Below are 16,363 nucleotides of genomic sequence, written 5' to 3' on the forward strand. Positions count from 1 at the left end.
CCGCCTCTCTGTCAGCCTGCTCCGCATCAGCCTGGTGACGAGCTGGACGGGGCCACCAGCAGGTTCACAGCCGAGAAGACCAGGGCGATGCCCAGCAGGGTGCCGATGGCCCAGACGCTGTCGCTGGGCCACTCGTCGATCAGCAGAACGCCCAGGCCAGCCGTCACCAGTCCGTCGGCGAGCACCAGACCCTTGGCGGGGATCTCGGAGGCGGCGGCGGCGGCCAGCTCCATCAGTCCCTCGATCACCAGCAGCAGGCCGGCGAACAGGGTGAGGCTCACTTCGCTGATCACCGGATTGATCAGGATCCAGAGGCCACCCGCCACGTAGAGCAGGCCACTGAGGCCGCGGAAAATCTGGCTGCGCAGGTCAGTCGCTCCGGTGATCCGGATCAGCTGGGAGATGCCGCTGGCGATGGCCACCCCCCCGATCGCGATCGTGAGCAGGGTCGCCGAGACGAACGGCAGGGCCAGCGCCAGCACCGCCGCCGCCAGGACCAGCCCTGCCGCCAGCCAGCGCAGGGGACGGGAGGCGGGAATCGACATGCCAGGGTCTCGACTGCGGCCACGTTAAGGACCCGATCCAAATCACAGAGAACCTGATTCGCTGACCAGGCCAGCGGCTGCCGGCTCCGGCGCCGCAAGCTGAATTGAGCTGTGGCCAACCCGCCAGGCCGGACCTCTGTCCATGCTCGAGCTTCTTCCTCCTCTCAACGATCGCAACCTGCCCTGGATGGACACGATCCATCCGATCGTGGTGCACTTCGTGATCGCGATGGCCCTGATCGCCTTTGTCTTCGATCTGATCGGCCGCCTGGCTGGCAAGCCGTCGCTCTACGAGGTGAGCTTCTGGAACCTGCTCTTCGCCACCGTCGCGATCTTCATCGCGATCATCTTCGGCCAGGTGGAGGCCGGTCTGGCCAACCCCTACGGCGCCTCCCGCGAGATCCTCAACCTGCACAGCACCCTGGGCTGGGTGCTGGCCGGGGTGCTCTCGGTGCTCACCGCCTGGCGCTATGTGATCCGCAGCCGTGATCCCCGGCAGCTGCCCCTGGCCTTCCTCGGGGCGGGCAGCCTGCTCAGTGCGCTGGTGGTGGTGCAGGTGGTGCTCGGCAACCAGCTGATCTGGGTCTACGGCCTGCACACCGTCAAGGTGGTGGAGGCCATGCGCCAGGGACTGGTCTGATGGAACTCGGAGCCAATGGGCTGCCCTACCGGCTGCCGATTCACCCCAACCTGGTGCATCTCACGATCGGCCTGTTCGTGATCGCGATCGCCTTCGACATCGCCGGGGCCCTCTTCCCCTTCGAGAAGCGCCTGTTCCGCTTTCTGGCCCTGCCCGTCACCCGCGCCGGCCTGCACGACGTGGGTTGGTACAACCTGCTGGCCTGTTGCCTGATCAGTTTCTTCACCGTGGCGGCCGGCTTTGTGGAGATGCAGCTCGCTGACCCGTTGCCCGGAGTCACCAGCAGCTTCGCCATGGGCAGCACCGCCACCATGCTCTGGCATGGGGCCGTGGGCGTGGGCCTGCTGTTCGCCATCGTGCTGATGACCCTCTGGCGTGGCTTCCAGCGCTTCCGCTGGCGCTGGGAGATGGGCCGCCAGGTGCAGTGGAGCTACCTGCTGGTGGGCCTGCTGGTGTTCGCTCTGATGGCCTGGCACGGCACCCTCGGCGCCCAGCTGGGAGTGGAGTTCGGGGTGCATGTCACCGCCAGCCAGCTGCTGGCCGACGGCGCCAGCCTGCGGGAGGCCTTGCCATGACCAGCACCCCCAGGCGCTTCCCCCTGCCCCGGCTGATCGGCCTGGCCCTCTGGCTGGTGCTCCTGACCCTGCTCAGTGTCTGGATGGGGGCTCAGGTGCCCCGCTGGTTGCCGGTGTCGGCTTCCTCGGCGGCCCCACTGGTGGATGGCCTCTTCGGCTTCGAGACCGCCGTCGCCACCTTCGTGTTCGTGGGTGTGGTCTCGGTGATGGTCTGGGTGGTGCTGTTCAACCGGGCCGAGAAGTACGACATCAGCGATGCGGAGCCAATCGAAGGCAACACCACCCTCGAGATCACCTGGACCGTGATTCCCCTGGTGCTGGTGATGGCGATCGCCGCCTACACCATCCAGGTCAACCGCCAGATCGGTCTGATCGGCCCCATGGACCATGCCCATGGCCCGGCGCTGGGAGGCGGCGAGGTGCAGGTGATTGCCCGCCAGTGGTCGTGGGAGTTCCGCTATCCAGTGGCGGGGGTGTCCTCCACTGAGCTGCACCTGCCCCTCGACCGGCGCCTCGGCCTGCAGCTGGAGAGCGACGACGTGATCCATGGCTTCTACGTGCCCGCCTTCCGGCTCAAGCAGCAGGTGATCCCCGGCCGCTCGATCACTCTCTTCATCACACCCACCCGGGCGGGGCGCTACCGCCTGCGCGACTCCGAGTACAGCGGCACCTGGTTCGCGGCCAACCAGGCCGATGTGGTGGTGGAGAGCGAAGAGGCCTACCAGAGCTGGCTGAGCCGCGCGGCCCGCCTGCCGCTCCAGCCCGGTCTGAGCGACGCCGCCCGCGAATTCGCCCAGCAGCGCAGTGGCGAACGCCCCAGCGGCTACGCCACCATCCAGCCGGCCCCACCACCGCTGGTCAACGTGCCCGGCTCCAACACCCTTCCCCACGACGGCTGATCCCATGACCTCCTCCGCCGGCGTTGATGCGCGCATCCTCAGGGCCCCCCATCCGGTGCCCGGTGCTCCGGACAACTGGAAGCGCTTCTTCACCTTCAACACCGATGCCAAGGTGATCGGCATCCAGTACATCGCCACCGCTCTCTTCTTTCTGCTGGTGGGCGGCCTGCTGGCCATGATCATGCGCGGAGAGCTGATCACACCGGCGGCGGATCTGGTTGATCGCACCGTGTACAACGGCCTCTACACGATGCACGGGACGATCATGTTGTTCCTGTTCATCTTTCCGGTGCTCAACGGGCTCAACAACCTGCTGATCCCCTGCATGATCGGCGCCCCCGACATGGCTTTCCCCAAGCTCAATGCCGCCGCCTTCTGGCTGGTGCCGGTGTTCGGGGTCATCCTGATGGCCAGTTTTCTGGTGCCGGGAGGTCCGGCCTCCTCAGGCTGGTGGTCGTACCCGCCGGTGAGCCTGCAGAACCCCCTCGGCCATCTGATCAATGGCGAAGCTCTCTGGATCCTGGCGGTGGCCCTCTCCGGCATTTCATCGATTATGGGGGCCGTCAACTTCGTGACCACAATCCTGCGCATGCGGGCCCCGGGCATGACCCTCAGCCGGATGCCGATCTTCTGCTGGACGGCCTTCTCGGCCCAGACGATCCAGTTGATCGGCCTGCCGGCGCTCACCGGTGGGGCGGTGATGCTGCTGTTCGATCTTGTGGTGGGCACCTCCTTCTACCGGCCGGAAGGGGGCGGTGATCCGGTGCTCTATCAGCACTTCTTCTGGTTCTATTCACACCCGGCCGTGTATGTGATCATCCTGCCGGTGTTCGGGGTGTTCTCCGAGCTGTTTCCCGTCTATGCCCGCAAGCCCCTGTTCGGCTATCCCTTCGTGGCCGGGGCCTCCCTGGTGATCGTGGGGCTCAGCCTGATCGTCTGGGTGCACCACATGTTCCCGAGCGGGGTGCCCCAGTGGATGCGCGATGCCTTCATGGTCACCACCATGCTGATCGCGGTGCCCACCGGCATCAAGGTGTTCGCCTGGCTGGCCACCCTCTGGGGCGGCAAGTTGCGGTTGAACACGGCGATGCTGTTCGCCCTCGGAGGCCTGTTCAACTTCGTGTTCGCCGGGGTGACCGGCATCATGCTGGCCACCGTACCGGTGGACATTCACGTCAACAACACCTATTTCGTGGTGGGTCATTTCCATTATGTGATTTATGGCGCCGCCACCATGGGCGTCTACGCGGCGATCTACCACTGGTTTCCGAAGTTCACCGGTCACATGTATTACGAGGGTCTGGGGAAGCTCCACTTCCTGCTCACCTTCATCGGCACCAACCTCAACTTCTTCCCGATGCATCCGCTCGGCCTGATGGGAATGCCCCGCCGCGTTTCCTCCTACGACCCCGAATTCGCTTTCTGGAATGTGATCGCCAGCCTCGGTGCCTTCCTGCTGGGGGTCTCGATCATTCCCTTCCTGCTCAACCTGGTGAGCTCCTGGGTGCGGGGCGCCAAGGCGCCGGCCAATCCCTGGAATGCCATCGGTCTGGAGTGGCTGCTGCCCTCACCGCCGCCGGCGGAGAACTTCGAGGAGCATGTGCCCACCGTGATCAGCGGCCCCTACGGCTACGGCACCGGCCGGCCCCTGGTGGAGCACCAGGCCGAGATCGAACGTGCCCTCCAGCAGGCCTGAGCGATGACCATCAGCACCTCTCACGATGCCGCCGCCGCCCCCCAGGGTCATGGGGAGGCCCATGCCAACCACAGCCTCACCGGCTTCATCATCTTTCTCTGCTCCGAGAGCGTCATCTTTCTGGCCTTCTTCAGTGGCTATGCCGTGCTGAAGCTCTCGGCCCTGCAGTGGCTGCCGCCGGGAGTGGAGGGGCTGGAGTGGCGCACGCCCCTGCTCTACACGGTGGTGCTCGTCTCCAGCAGCGGCACCGTGGCTCTGGCGGAGCGCTGCCTCTCCAGGGGCCAGCTCTGGGGATTCCGCGCCTTCTGGCTGCTGAGCATGGCGATGGGGGCGGTGTTCCTCTACGGCCAGGCGATCGAGTGGCGCTCGCTGGGCTTCGGCATCACCAGCGGCAGTTTCGGTGGTTGCTTCTACCTGCTCACCGGCTTCCACGGCCTGCATGTGCTCAGCGGGATCCTGCTAATGGCCCTGATGCTCCAGCGCTCCTTCCGCCCCGCTAACTACGCCGCCGGTGAGCAGGGGGTGATCGCCACCTCCCTGTTCTGGCATTTCGTGGATGTGATCTGGGTGCTGCTCTTTCTTCTGCTCTACGCCTGGTCATGATCGTCGACGACCGGCACCACGATGTGATCGTGATCGGCTCAGGCGCCGCCGGTGGCACCCTGGCCGGGGCCCTCGCGGCCAGGGGCCGCTCGGTGCTGCTGCTGGAGCGCGGCGGGGCGATGGACCTGGCCGATCAGAACGTGGCCAGCGTCGATCTGTTCCGCAAGGACCGCTATCACCCCAGTGAGGCCTGGTTCGGCCCCGACGGCGATCCCTTCGCTCCCCAGACCATCTATGCCCTGGGCGGCAACACCAAGATCTGGGGCGGGGTGCTGGAGCGCATGTGGCCCCGGGAGTTCGAGGGTCTGCCCCTGCAGGAGGGGGTGGCTCCCGCCTGGCCCCTCAGCTACGACGAGCTCGCCCCCTGGTACGAGCGGGCCGAGGCGCTCTACCGGGTCCATGGCCGTGCCGGCCTCGACCCCCAGGAGCCCCCCCGCAGCGGCGCCTATCCCCATGCCCCCCTGCCGCTCGATCCGCTCTTCGAGCCCCTGCGCCAGGGGCTGCTGCGCCAGGGCTGCCACCCCTACGACCTGCCCCTGAGCTGGTCTGAGGCCCCCGAGGATCCCAGCGGCGATGCCGAGCTGTTCGGGGTGCAGCCGGCCCTGACCCACCCCGGAACCCGGCTGATCGGCAACGCCCGGGTCACCCAGCTGCACGTCGATCCCAGCGGCCGCGAGGTCAAGGGGGTGGAAGCCGAGATCGATGGCCAGTGCTGGATGTTCCACGGCGATCAGGTGGTGCTGGCCGCCGGAGCGGTGAACACTCCGGCACTGCTGCTGCGTTCCCGCAGCGCGCTCCATCCCGATGGCCTGGCCAACGGTTCAGATCAGGTGGGCCGCCACCTGATGAAGCCCCAGCTCACGGCGATCCTGCAGCTGGCCCGCGAGCCCCACAGCGGCCGCTTCCCCCGCAGCCTCGGCGTCAACGACTACGCCTGGGGGGATCAGAACGTCAGCTTTCCCCTCGGCCACATCGAAACCGGTGGCGGGGTGCTGCAGGACGCCCAGTTCGCCGAGTCGCCGCCCGTGCTGTCGCTGGTCACCCGGCTGCTTCCCAACGCGGCCCTGGAGCAGCTGGCGGTCCGCTCGATCTGCTGGTGGGCGATGAGCCCGGTGCTGCCCGATTCCGAGAACCGCATCGAGCTTCGTGGGCAGAGGCTGAGCATCCAGTACCTGGCCAACAACCTCGAGGCCCACGACCGGCTCGTGTACCGCTGGCTCTCCGTGCTCAGGGCGGTGGATGCCGATCCGCTCACCCCCCAGGTGCGCCCGGCCCCCTTCTATCCCCGCGGCGAGGCTCCCCTGGCCGTGATCGGCCACGCCTGCGGCACCTGCCGCATGGGCGACGATCCGGCCACCTCTGTGGTCGATCGCGACGGCCGCGTCCACGGCCTGGCCAACCTGACCATCGCCGATGCCAGCGTCTTCCCCAGCTGCCCGATGGTGTCGCCCGGTCTCACCGTGATCGCCAACGCCCTGCGGGTGGCGGAGCGGCTCTAGGCTGCCCCCATCCGGGGTTTGGAGGATCGAACACCCATGGCCCAACGCGGATCCGCTGGCAGCCCCATCCTGGCCAGCGCCATCGCCGGTGCGGTGATCGGCGCGGCGGGCCTGGCCTGGTGGTTGCTGGCGCAGGCCGAACGTCGCCGCCTGGCCCTGCGTCAGCGGCGCACCCTCACCCTCTCGCGCTTGCAGGGGGGGTCCCGCGAGGGTGACGACGGCGAGCGCCGGCCCCTGCTGGAGCGGGAGCTGCAACACAAGGTGAACGAGCTGAACCGGGCGATCGAAGACGTGCGCCGCCAGCTGGAGACTCTCACCCCCGAAGCCTGAGCGGGCGGGGCACGCCTCGGTAGGTTGCTTGCGCTGCCACTGCAGGGATCATGCTCCGTTCCGCCGCCATCACCGCCGCCATCACCGCAGGCGTTCAGCGTTCTCCCAACCGGGCCATGTTGCGGGCCGTCGGCTTCGGCGACGGTGATTTCAGCAAGCCGATCATCGGCATCGCCAACGGCTACAGCACGATCACGCCCTGCAACATCGGTCTGAACGATCTGGCCCGCTGCGCCGAGGAGGCCGCCCGCCTGGCTGGGGCCATGCCCCAGATGTTCGGCACGATCACCGTCAGCGACGGCATCTCGATGGGCACCGAGGGGATGAAGTATTCCCTGGTGTCGCGGGAGGTGATCGCCGATTCGATCGAAACCGCCTGCAACGCCCAGAGCATGGATGGCCTGCTGGCCATCGGCGGCTGCGACAAGAACATGCCTGGCGCCATGCTCGCCATGGCACGCATGAACATTCCGGCGATCTTCGTCTACGGCGGCACGATCAAACCCGGCCGGCTCGGCCCCTGCGACCTCACCGTGGTGAGTGCCTTCGAGGCGGTGGGCCAGTTCTCGGGTGGGCGCATCGACGAGGAGGAGCTGCTGGCGATCGAGAAGAACGCCTGCCCAGGCGCAGGCAGCTGCGGTGGCATGTTCACCGCCAACACGATGAGCTCCGCCTTCGAGGCCATGGGACTGAGCCTTCCCGGCAGCTCCACCATGGCAGCCGAGGATCCGGAGAAGGCCGAGAGCGCTGCCCGCTCCGCCGAGGTGCTGGTGCGGGCCATCGAGGCGAACATCCGCCCCCGTGATCTGATCACCCGCGAGGCGATCGAAAACGCCATCAGCGTGATCATGGCGGTGGGGGGCTCCACCAACTCGGTGCTGCACCTGCTGGCGATCGCCCGCACCGCCGAAGTTCCCCTCACGATCGATGATTTCGAAACCATCCGGCAGCGGGTGCCGGTGATCTGCGATCTCAAGCCCAGCGGCCGCTTCGTGACGGTGGATCTGCACCGGGCCGGTGGCATCCCCCAGGTGATGAAGCTGCTGCTGGATGCCGGCCTGCTGCACGGCGATTGCCGCACCATCGAAGGCCTCACCCTCAAGCAGGTGCTGGCGGAGGTGCCCAGCGAGCCCCCCGCCGATCAGGAGGTGATCCGGCGCCTCTCCAATCCCCTCTATGCCAAGGGGCACCTGGCGATTCTCAAGGGCAACCTGGCCGAAGAAGGGGCCGTCGCCAAGATCAGTGGGGTCAAGACCCCGGTGATCACCGGCCCGGCCCGGGTGTTCGAGAGCGAGGAAAGCGCCCTTGAGGCGATCCTCACCGGCGGGGTCCATGCCGGTGACGTGGTGGTGGTCCGCTACGAGGGCCCGGTGGGTGGGCCCGGCATGCGCGAGATGCTTTCACCCACGGCCGCGATCGTGGGCCAGGGGCTGGGGGAATCGGTGGCCCTGATCACCGACGGTCGCTTCAGCGGCGGCTCCTATGGCCTGGTGGTGGGCCATGTGGCGCCTGAGGCCGCCGTGGGCGGCACCATCGCCCTGGTGCAGGAAGGCGACAGCATCACCGTCGATGCCCACCAGCTGCTGATCCAGCTGAATGTGGAGCCGGCCGAGCTCGAGCGCCGCCGCGCGGCCTGGGTGGCACCTGAGCCCCGCTACCGCACGGGGGTGCTCGGCAAGTACGCCCGGCTGGTGAGCAGCAGCAGCCTGGGGGCGGTCACCGATCAGGGCTGAGCAGGGCCCGCAGCCGTCGGGCCAGGGCCTCCAGCCCTGCACCGGTGGCCGGTCGCTCGCAGCGCTGGCCACTGTCGCCGTCCATCCAGACCGGGTGGTTGCCCTGCCAGAGCAAGGGTTGATCGGGTTGCTCCGGCCAGCTCAGCATCAGGTGCAGATCCCCTCCGCTGCGGTAGATCTCCAGCTCGATGTCGTGCTGTTCCGCCCGTTCGCCATCGGCCCTGCGGCAGAGCAGCCGCAGGGTGCACTCCTCACCGGCCTGGCCGGCCTCCGACTCCAGGGAGATCAGATCAGGTGAACCTGAGCGGAGCACCGCCGCATGCCGGTGGGGTTTCAGGCAGAGGTCGGCGGCAGCGGCCACCCGCCTCAGCAGCTCGCTCATCTCAGGGAACGGCCCGGATCGCCTCCACGCCCAGGCGCAGGGCACCGGCGCGGAAGCCGGGGTTGGGCCGGCCATCGTCGCCGAATTTCGAGTGCAGGATCTGCAGCCGGGTGATCCGGGAGGGATCAAAGCGCAGCAGGGGCAGGGTCATCGGCTGAGCCCGCACCGAGGCCTTGAGTTGCTCGAAGGGGATCTCCACCGTGGTGAGGCCCTCGGGGCTGGTGGCGAACTCGCTCACCCAGCGCAGCCCCCCCGGGATCAGCTCGGTGAGGCCGGCCACCCGATCAGCGCAGGCCACCGCCAGCTTGTAGCGCCGCCCGTCGCCGCGCAGGTCGAGCTGGAGCGCCCGGTAGGCACTCAGATCCAGGGGCGGTGAGAACAGGGGGGAGCGGCAGCTCACGAAGCCGCCCCCGGCTTCGATCACCTCCGCCTCCAGCACCAGCCCTGATGGTCCGCTGCGGCAGACGCCGCTGCTGCGGCCCCCCATGATCGTGTCGTTCAGGGCCAGCCAGCCGCTGAAGCCATCACCGCTCACCACCAGCAGGGGTGCCACCATCAGGGCCAGCTCGATCACTCCTCCAAGCCTGCCGCAGCGGCGGCATCGGCGAGGATCAGCACCGGCTGGCGGGGGCTGACCAGCCGTGCCGGCGTGCGCTCGGGCGATTCATCGGGATCGAGCAGGCGCCGCAGGGCCTCCTGCTTGCCAGCGCCGCTCACCAGAAACAGCACCTGGCGCGCGGCGCTCAGCACCGGAGCGGTGAGGGTGACCCTGGGCAGCCCCTTGCCTTCGCTGACCGTGGCCTCCCGATCGATCACCCTGGTGGCCGGGGTGCCGGGAAACAGGGAGGCCGTGTGGCCGTCTTCCCCCAGCCCCAGCAACACCAGATCGAAGATCGGGGGATCGCCCGGGCAGAGCCTGGCCACCATGGCGGCGTAGGCCTCGGCGCTGGCCTCCGGGCTCTCCAGCTCGGTGGGCACCGGCCGGAAGCAGGCCTCGGAGCCCGGGGCCTCCGCCAGCAGGCTCTGGTGCAGCATCAGGGCATTGCTGGAGGGGTCGTCGGCCGCCACCCAGCGCTCATCGCCCAGCAGCACATCCACCCGTGGCCAGGGCAGCCGCTCCCGGCCCAGCAGGCGGTAGGCCGCCGCCGGGGTGCCGCCACCGGCCAGGGCGATCTGGGCCCGATCCCGCTGGGCCAGGGCCAGATCGATGCAGGCGGCGATGGTCTCCGCGGTGCGCCGGGCCAGCTCCTCACCGTCGGCGGCCACTTCGATCCGGTAGCTGGCCGGGGGCTGGCTGCGCATCACAGCCACTCGGTGTGGAAGCTGCCCTCACGGTCCACCCGTTGGTAGGTGTGGGCGCCGAAGCAGTCGCGCATGGCCTGGAGCAGGTTCTGGGGCAGCCGCGCCGTGCGGTAGCTGTCGATGTAGTCGAGGGTGCTGCTCAGGCAGGGCACGGGAATGCCGGCCAGGGCCGCACCGGCCACCACCTGGCGCAGGCCGGGCAACCGGGCGTTCACCTGCTCGGCGAACCAGGGGTCCACCATCAGGTTGGGCAGGCCCGGGTTGGCGTCGTAGGCGTTCTGGATGCGCTGCAGCAGCTTGGCGCGAATGATGCAGCCCCCCTTCCAGATCTGGGCGATGGCGGAGAGGTTGAGGTTGTAGTCGTGCAGGGAGGAGGCTTCCACCATCAGGGCCATGCCCTGGGCATAGCTGGCGATGCAGGCCAGGGTGATGGCATCGCGCAGGGCAGGCATCCCCTCGCTGGGCTCGCCCAGGTCCACCGCCACCGCCTCGGGGCCGGGAATGATGCCTTCCGCTGCCTGGCGCTCGCCGTGCAGGGAGCTCATCACCCGGCCATTGAGTGCCGCATAGATCGTGGGCACCGGCACCCCCATCTCCAGGGCGCTGACCACGGTCCAGAGGCCGGTTCCCTTCTGTCCGGCCACATCGAGGATCTTCTCCACCAGGTCGCCGCCATCCTCAGGATCGCGGGTGCGCAGACAAACCTCGGTGATCTCCACCAGGTAGGAGGAGAGCTCCTCCAGCTGGTTCCAGCCGTCGAACACCTGGGCCATGGCCAGGCCATCCATGCCGGCCGAGCGCTTCATCAGGTCGTAGGCCTCCACAAGGATCTGCTCGATCCCGTACTCGATGCCGTTGTGGACCGTCTTGACGAAATGGCCGGCACCGCCGGGGCCGATGTAGGTGACGCAGGGACCGTCGTCCACCTGGGCGGCCATCTTGCGCACGAGCCCCTCGATGGCGTCGTAGGCGGCCTTGGTGCCACCGGGCATCATGCTCGGCCCCTCCAGGGCCCCCTTGGCACCGCCGGAGACCCCCATGCCGATGTAGCCGAAGCTCTGGCTTTCCAGCTCCTTCACCCGCCGCTCGGTGTCGGTGTAGAGGGAGTTGCCGCCATCGATCAGCAGATCGCCGTCTTCCAGCAGGGGGGAGATCGAGGCGATCATGGCGTCGATCGGAGCGCCCGCCTTGATCATCATCAGAATCCGGCGGGGGCGTTCCAGGGCCCCGACGAACTCCTCGAGCGTGTGGGCACCGATGATGTTCAGCCCGGCAGCCCGGCCGTTCAGAAAGTCTTCGGTCTTGGCGTAGGTGCGGTTGTAGACGACGCTGGAGTAGCCGTTGCGTTCGGCGTTTAGGACCAGGTTTTCGCCCATCACTCCGAGGCCGATCAGGCCGAAGTGCGCTTTGCTCATGAGGGTTTGGCGTGCAGGCCGTGCGGCCTCAGTGTGGCCGCGAGCCTGCCGGAACGCCGCCGGGCCAGGCCCTGTGTCAGCAAGCGCTCAGATCACGGTGCCGTCGGCAATGGTGGCGTTCTTCTCCACCACCACGATGCCGTTGCGGATGTAGAAGCCCAGTTCCGGCCGGTCGGCCTCCTCGATCCGATCCTTGTTCACGATCGTGACGTTGCGCCCGATGCGCACGTTCTTGTCGAGGATCGCCCGGCGCACGGTGGTGCCCCGGCCCACGCCAACGGGAATGCCGCCCCGTTCGCGCAGCACCGCCCGCTCCTCGGCGGACTCGAAGAAGTCGGCCCCCATCACGAGGGTGTCCTGCAGCACCACTTCCCCTTCGATGCGCGAGCGCACGCCGAGCACGCAGTGGTGAATGCTGCATTCCTGCAACAGGGAGCCCTCTCCGACGATCGATTGGGTGACCTGCGCATCCAGAAGCTTGCTGGGGGGGAGGTAGCGGGGCCGGGTGTAGATCGGGAACTGTTCGTCGTAGAAGGAAAAGGCCGGCCGGGGTTGGTCGGTGAGGGCCAGGTTGGCTTCGTAGAAGGCCCCGATCGTGCCGATGTCCTCCCAGTAGTCGTCAAACAGGTAGGCCCGCAGGTTGTCACCCCGCCCGAGCGCCGTGGGGATGATCTCCTTGCCGAAATCGGTCGAGCCGGGGTTCTGCGCCAGCAGATCGAACAGGGTGTCGCGGCTGAAGACGTAGATCCCCATCGAGGCCAGATAAGGCCGCCGGGCCGCCTCGGCTTCCGCCAGTCCCAGGCGGGCCGTGTCCACCTTCATGGCCTCAAGCGCGGCGCCCTTGGGTTTTTCCGAGAACTCCCGGATGCGTCCATCGAGGTCAGTGCGCATCAGTCCGAAGGCTTCGGCCTGCTGCGCGTCCACCGGCAGGGCTCCCACCGTGAGGTCAGCGCCGGTCTGGATGTGGTGATCCACGAAACGGCTGTAATCCATCCGGTAGAGCTGATCACCGGAGAGGATCAGATACTGATCCACATCCCATTCCTGGAACAGCCACTGGTACTTGCGCACGGCATCGGCAGTGCCCTCGAACCAACTGGGGCTGTCGGGGGTCTGCTGGGCAGCCAGCACTTCCACGAAGCCCTGCCCGAAGCCGGCGGAAAGGTTGTAACTCTGGGTGAGGTGGCGGTTCAGCGACGCGCTGTTGAACTGCGTGAGCACGTAGATCTTGTTGATCCCCGAGTTGATGCAGTTGCTGACGGGGATATCAATCAGGCGATATTTACCGGCGAGCGGTACAGCGGGCTTGGCCCGCATCTTCGTGAGGGGATAGAGCCTGGTACCGGCGCCACCGCCGAGAATGATCGCCAGAACCCGCTTCATCCATTCCCTCCGAAACTGCTGCCATCAGCGTGCGAGCACCGTACCGGATCGGGTGCCTCCAGAACCTTGCCTGGAGCGGCCAAGAACAAAAACGTGGCAAGCCGCTGTAGCCCCGGTGACATCAGGACTCCTCGCTCTCTCCATCGAGGGCAAACAGCTGGTGCAGCGCCTGCATGGCCTGATGGCGCTGCTGACGCGGCTGGGGTGCCCGAAGATTGGTGACCGGGCTGTGCAGGATCTTGTTGATGATGCCCTTGCTGAGGGCTTCCACCACCTTGCGCTCCCGCACCGAAAGGTCGGGACCCATGCGGCTGAGCGCTTTCTGCAGTTCCTGCTCGCGGATCTGCTCGAGCTGCTGACGCAGGCGGTTGAGGGTGGGCACCGCCTCGAGGCCGTCCCACCATTCCAGAAACTGGCGGGCCTCCTCCTGCAGCAGCCCTTCGGCTTCGGCGGCGATCTCCCGGCGGGCCTCCTGGTTGCGGGTCACCACCTCCTGAAGATCGTCGACATCGAAGGCGTCGACGCCGCTGAGCTGGTCCACGTCGGCGCTGATGTTGCGCGGCACACCGATGTCGATGAGCATCAGTGAGGAACGACGGTTCAGGCCTTTGAGCCGTTCGGCCGCGATGATCGGCTCCTCGGCGCCGGTGCTGGTGAACACCAGCGAGCAGGTGCTCAGGCAGTGATCCAGGTCGCTCAGGGGGCGGCACTGGACGGGAAAATCAGGAAAATCAGCCGCCAGGGCCTCGGCGCGTTCGGTTGTTCGGTTGAGCAGCACCAGGCCACGGCAGCCCTTGGCCTGCAGGTGCTGCAGCAGCAGCCGAGCCATCCGCCCGGCTCCCACCACGGCCACCTGCTCCTGATCCAGGGGGACCAGCTCGTCGAGGCCCCGGGCCTGGCCCACCTTGAGCTGGGCCAGCTCCACGGCGGCCGAGCTGATCGAGACCGCCCCGGTGCCCAGGTTGGTCTCGCTGCGCACCCGTTTGCCCGTGCTCACCGCCTGGTTGAGCAGGCGGTTGAGGATCGGTCCGATCGAGCCGTGTTCCTGGCCCAGCCGCACCATCTTCTTGACCTGGGAGAGGATCTGGCCCTCGCCCAGCACCAGGCTGTCGAGGCCGGCGGCCACCCGCAGCAGGTGGGCCACCGCCTCCTCGTGGTGGTAGGTGAACAGGTGGGGGGTGAGATCCCCGAAGGCCAGGCCGGAGTGCTGACTCAGGAACGAGCCCACCGCATGGATTCCCTGCTCCGGGCTGCGCACCAGGGTGTAGATCTCGAGCCGGTTGCAGGTGCTGAGGATCGACGCCTCAAGCACCTGGGCGTCCCCGCGCAGGTTCTGGAGTGACTCCTCCATCGTCTGCTCGGGGATGCTCAGTCGCTCCCGGATCTCGACCGGAGCCGTGCGATGGCTGAGGCCGACGACGGCGATGTGCATGGGGAGGGACTCAGCGCAGGGCGACGCTCTGGGCGCCGGGCTTGATGTGCACCGTATCGGTGAAGCGCGCCGAGGAATCGAGCGAGCTGATGATCAGGCTGCTGGTGCGGGTGCAGTCGCGCTCGAAGACCACCCCCTTGAACAGCAGACCGGGCGTGATGCCGCTGCCGGCGAAAACCACATTCTCACCGGAGGCCAGCTCTTCGGCCTCGTAGACCTTGTCGATGTCGGTGATGCCCATCGAGTTGAGGCGCTCGATGTTGCCCTCCTTGGTGTAGTCAGCCCACTCGCTGGTCTGGGCGATGGCCGGGTCGTACACCAGCTGACCCTGGAAATGGGCCCCGAGGCAGCGCAGGGCTGCTGCCGAGATCACGCCCTCGGGGGCGGCGCCGATGCCCATCAGGGCATGGGTGCCGGTGCCGGCGAAGCCGCAGGCGATCGCGGCCTGCACGTCACCGTCGCTGATCGGCTTCACCCGGGCGCCGGTGGCGCGGATCTCGGCGATCAGGTCCTTGTGGCGGGCGCGGTCCATCACCACGATCACCAGATCGCTGGCGGGCATGCCCAGGCACTCGCTCAGGATGGCGATGTTCTCGGTGGCACTCTTGCGGATGTCCACCTTGCCCTTGGCGGCCGGAGGTGCGGCCAGCTTCTTCATGTAGAAGTCGGGGGCGTTGAACAGGCCACCGCGGTCGGAGGCGGCCAGCACGGCCATCGATCCATCCTGGGCGTTGGCGCAGAGGTTGGTGCCCTCGCAGGGATCGACGGCGAAATCAACGCCCGGGCCGGTGCCGCTGCCCACTTCCTCGCCGATGTAGAGCATCGGGGCCTCATCGCGCTCGCCCTCGCCGATCACGATCCGGCCCTGCATGGCGATGGATCCCATCCGGGTGCGCATCGCTTCGACGGCGGCGGCGTCGGCCTCATCTTTTTTGCCGAGCCCGGTGAGATGGGCGGAGGCGATGGCGGCCTGCTCGACGACTTCGAGCAGTTCCTGAATGAGGGTGCGATCCACGACGGTCCGGCAGGGGGGAGAGAAGGCGTCAGCGAAAAGACAGGCAGACCAGCTGCGGCAAGGTCTTTCCGACACGAAGCGGGCGTCACTGTATCAGCGCCACGTGAGCCCCCCCACCGCCACTTCCTACAATCAATTGGCTCCTTTGCCCCGGTGGCCCCAACCATGAGCACGAAGCCTCTGGTGATCGCCCCGTCGATCCTTTCCGCAGATTTCGCCCGCCTCGGTGACGAGGTGAGAGCCGTCGACGAGGCAGGAGCCGACTGGATCCATGTCGACGTCATGGACGGCCGTTTCGTCCCCAACATCACGATCGGCCCTCTGATCGTCGAGGCCCTGCGTCCCGTCACCCGCAAGCCCCTCGATGTCCACCTGATGATCGTGGAGCCCGAGCGTTATGTGGGTGACTTCGCCAAGGCCGGTGCCGATCACATCTACGTGCAGGTGGAAGCCTGCCCGCACCTGCACCGCAACCTGGGGCAGATCAAGGACCTGGGCAAGAAAGCCGGAGCTGTGCTCAATCCCGGCACTCCCCTGGAAACCCTGGAGTACTGCCTCGAGCTCTGCGATCTGGTCCTGATCATGAGCGTCAATCCCGGCTTCGGGGGCCAGAGCTTCATCCCCTCGGCCGTGGAGAAGGTCCGCCGCCTGCGCCGCATGTGCGACGAGCGCGGACTCGATCCCTGGATCGAAGTGGATGGGGGCCTCAAGGCCAACAACACCTGGCAGGTGGTGGAAGCCGGAGCCAACGCCATCGTGGCCGGTTCGGCCGTGTTCAACGCTCCCGACTACCGGGCCGCGATCGAGGGCATCCGCCACAGTCGCCGTCCCGAGGCGGTGCTCGTCTGAACGGCTGAACGGCCCAGCGGCTGAACTGCAACCGCCGTCAACGGGAACCGGGCGTGGGCTGCGGT

Annotated in this window: 17 protein-coding genes; 9 read left to right on the forward strand and 8 right to left on the reverse strand. The window is 67.4% G+C overall.

Annotated elements, in window-relative coordinates:
* Positions 1 to 26: 26 nt before the first annotated feature.
* Positions 27 to 545 (reverse strand): HdeD family acid-resistance protein, encoded by a 519-nt coding sequence (locus tag KQ297_RS05310; protein WP_259738500.1) that lies wholly within the window; start codon positions 543 to 545, stop codon positions 27 to 29.
* 142 nt (positions 546 to 687) lie between these two features.
* On the opposite strand from KQ297_RS05310, the gene KQ297_RS05315 reads away from it, so the two are divergent.
* Genes KQ297_RS05315 through ilvD form a run of 8 tightly spaced genes read left to right on the forward strand, consistent with a single transcriptional unit; the run spans position 688 to position 8,520 of the window.
* The gene (locus KQ297_RS05315; RefSeq protein WP_259738501.1) at positions 688 to 1,185 is read left to right on the forward strand and encodes a DUF2231 domain-containing protein; all 498 of its coding nucleotides are present in this window, start codon (positions 688 to 690) and stop codon (positions 1,183 to 1,185) included.
* The gene (locus KQ297_RS05320; RefSeq protein WP_259738502.1) at positions 1,185 to 1,760 is read left to right on the forward strand and encodes a DUF2231 domain-containing protein; all 576 of its coding nucleotides are present in this window, start codon (positions 1,185 to 1,187) and stop codon (positions 1,758 to 1,760) included. Before KQ297_RS05315 ends, KQ297_RS05320 begins: the two co-directional genes overlap by 1 nt.
* A complete protein-coding gene (locus tag KQ297_RS05325; protein WP_185466160.1) occupies positions 1,757 to 2,659 on the forward strand; it encodes a cytochrome c oxidase subunit II in 903 nt (300 codons plus the stop codon). Before KQ297_RS05320 ends, KQ297_RS05325 begins: the two co-directional genes overlap by 4 nt.
* Positions 2,660 to 2,663: 4 nt before the next feature.
* Positions 2,664 to 4,355 (forward strand): cbb3-type cytochrome c oxidase subunit I, encoded by a 1,692-nt coding sequence (locus KQ297_RS05330; RefSeq protein WP_185466162.1) that lies wholly within the window; start codon positions 2,664 to 2,666, stop codon positions 4,353 to 4,355.
* A gap of 3 nt (positions 4,356 to 4,358) precedes the next feature.
* Positions 4,359 to 4,958 (forward strand): heme-copper oxidase subunit III, encoded by a 600-nt coding sequence (locus tag KQ297_RS05335; protein ID WP_259738503.1) that lies wholly within the window; start codon positions 4,359 to 4,361, stop codon positions 4,956 to 4,958.
* Positions 4,955 to 6,457 carry a GMC oxidoreductase gene (locus tag KQ297_RS05340; protein WP_259738504.1) on the forward strand — a complete coding sequence of 501 codons (1,503 nt, stop codon included), beginning with the start codon at positions 4,955 to 4,957 and terminating at the stop codon, positions 6,455 to 6,457. The genes KQ297_RS05335 and KQ297_RS05340 overlap by 4 nt, the downstream gene beginning before the upstream one ends.
* 36 nt (positions 6,458 to 6,493) lie before the next feature.
* The gene (locus KQ297_RS05345; protein WP_259738505.1) at positions 6,494 to 6,787 is read left to right on the forward strand and encodes a hypothetical protein; all 294 of its coding nucleotides are present in this window, start codon (positions 6,494 to 6,496) and stop codon (positions 6,785 to 6,787) included.
* Positions 6,788 to 6,837: 50 nt separating this feature from the next.
* Positions 6,838 to 8,520 carry a dihydroxy-acid dehydratase gene (gene ilvD, locus KQ297_RS05350; RefSeq protein WP_259738506.1) on the forward strand — a complete coding sequence of 561 codons (1,683 nt, stop codon included), beginning with the start codon at positions 6,838 to 6,840 and terminating at the stop codon, positions 8,518 to 8,520.
* On the opposite strand, the gene KQ297_RS05355 is transcribed toward ilvD, so the two are convergent.
* The 7 genes from KQ297_RS05355 to glpX all read right to left on the reverse strand — a co-directional run bounded on the left by KQ297_RS05355 (position 8,504) and on the right by glpX (position 15,449).
* Positions 8,504 to 8,902, reverse strand: coding sequence for a hypothetical protein (locus KQ297_RS05355; RefSeq protein WP_259738507.1), 399 nt, complete (start codon positions 8,900 to 8,902; stop codon positions 8,504 to 8,506). The two genes, ilvD and KQ297_RS05355, sit on opposite strands and share 17 nt — an antisense overlap.
* Before the next feature lies 1 nt (position 8,903).
* Positions 8,904 to 9,458, reverse strand: a complete 555-nt coding sequence (locus KQ297_RS05360) for a CIA30 family protein (protein WP_259738702.1) — start codon at positions 9,456 to 9,458, stop codon at positions 8,904 to 8,906.
* A 14-nt stretch (positions 9,459 to 9,472) separates the two neighbouring features.
* Positions 9,473 to 10,204, reverse strand: coding sequence for a 6-phosphogluconolactonase (gene pgl, locus KQ297_RS05365; protein ID WP_259738508.1), 732 nt, complete (start codon positions 10,202 to 10,204; stop codon positions 9,473 to 9,475).
* Positions 10,204 to 11,619: an NADP-dependent phosphogluconate dehydrogenase gene (gene gndA / locus KQ297_RS05370; protein ID WP_259738509.1), complete on the reverse strand. Its 1,416-nt coding sequence runs from the start codon at positions 11,617 to 11,619 to the stop codon at positions 10,204 to 10,206. The genes pgl and gndA overlap by 1 nt, the downstream gene beginning before the upstream one ends.
* Positions 11,620 to 11,706: 87 nt before the next feature.
* A complete protein-coding gene (locus KQ297_RS05375) occupies positions 11,707 to 13,002 on the reverse strand; it encodes a glucose-1-phosphate adenylyltransferase (protein WP_259738510.1) in 1,296 nt (431 codons plus the stop codon).
* 121 nt (positions 13,003 to 13,123) lie between these two features.
* On the reverse strand, positions 13,124 to 14,434 hold the full coding sequence (locus KQ297_RS05380) for a glutamyl-tRNA reductase (protein ID WP_259738511.1): 1,311 nt from the start codon (positions 14,432 to 14,434) through the stop codon (positions 13,124 to 13,126).
* Between the two features lie 10 nt (positions 14,435 to 14,444).
* Entirely contained in the window at positions 14,445 to 15,449 is a 1,005-nt protein-coding gene (glpX, locus tag KQ297_RS05385; protein ID WP_185466184.1) for a class II fructose-bisphosphatase, read from the reverse strand.
* A 165-nt stretch (positions 15,450 to 15,614) separates the two neighbouring features.
* Between glpX and rpe the strand changes: the two genes are divergently transcribed.
* Entirely contained in the window at positions 15,615 to 16,298 is a 684-nt protein-coding gene (rpe, locus tag KQ297_RS05390) for a ribulose-phosphate 3-epimerase (protein ID WP_185466186.1), read from the forward strand.
* Positions 16,299 to 16,363 lie beyond the last annotated feature (65 nt).

It is taken from the genome of Synechococcus sp. CS-205 (genome assembly GCF_025128255.1).
Lineage (GTDB): Bacteria > Cyanobacteriota > Cyanobacteriia > PCC-6307 > Cyanobiaceae > Regnicoccus_A.